This is a genomic window from Colwellia sp. BRX8-5 (genome assembly GCF_014077325.1).
Lineage (GTDB): Bacteria > Pseudomonadota > Gammaproteobacteria > Enterobacterales > Alteromonadaceae > Colwellia_A.
On sequence record NZ_JACGVR010000077.1, the window covers coordinates 1 to 795 of the forward strand.

A 795-nucleotide genomic window follows, 5' to 3' on the forward strand; every position below is an offset into this window, starting at 1 on the left:
GATAGTGTTGAAGTTAACGAGATGAATCTTGCGTTAGGGTTAATTGATAAAACACCTGATAATAGTTTAACGCTGTTCGACCGTGGATTTTATTCATTAGGCTTGTTACATCGCTGGCAAAGTACGGGCAACACAAGGCATTGGTTAATGCCACTCAAAAAAAATACACAATATGAAGTTATCAATAGTTTTGGAAGACAAGATAAATTAATCCAATTAACCACAACGCCTCAGTCACGAAAAAAGTTTCCAGAATTACCTAAAACGATGCAAGCACGGCTCATAACCAAAAAAGTGAAAGGAAAAGACCTTCAAATACTCACTTCAATGATAGATCCTATGCGCTTTCCACCCGCTGACATTGTTGATTTATATGCCCACCGATGGGAAATTGAGTTAGGATTTAGGGAAATGAAACAGTCGCTATTGGACAATCGATTCACATTACGAAGTAATCAACCAGAGCTTATTAAGCAAGAGCTTTGGGGGATATTATTGGCTTATAATTTAATCCGTTATCAAATGGTATTAATGGCTAAATCGCTAGACGGTGTCCACCCCAATCAACTGAGTTTTAATGGCGCTTCAATGCATATTATTCACGAATTAACCCAGTTATCATTCTGCACGCCAGGTAACATTCCCAAATACACAATGAATATTACAAAATCGGCTAAGCAATTCGTTTTACCCGGTAGGCGAGAACGGCAATATCCGAGAATGTTGAAATGTTCAAAGAATAGGTACCCTGTTAAAAGTAAAAATGCCGTTCACCTTAAGTGAACGGCATTACCC

General features: G+C 38.2%; 1 protein-coding gene. It reads left to right on the top strand.

Annotated elements, in window-relative coordinates; genetic code table 11:
* A partial coding sequence (locus H4J62_RS19935; protein ID WP_182218786.1) for an IS4 family transposase occupies positions 1-783 on the top strand: 783 nt, incomplete at its 5' end.
* Positions 784-795 lie beyond the last annotated feature (12 nt).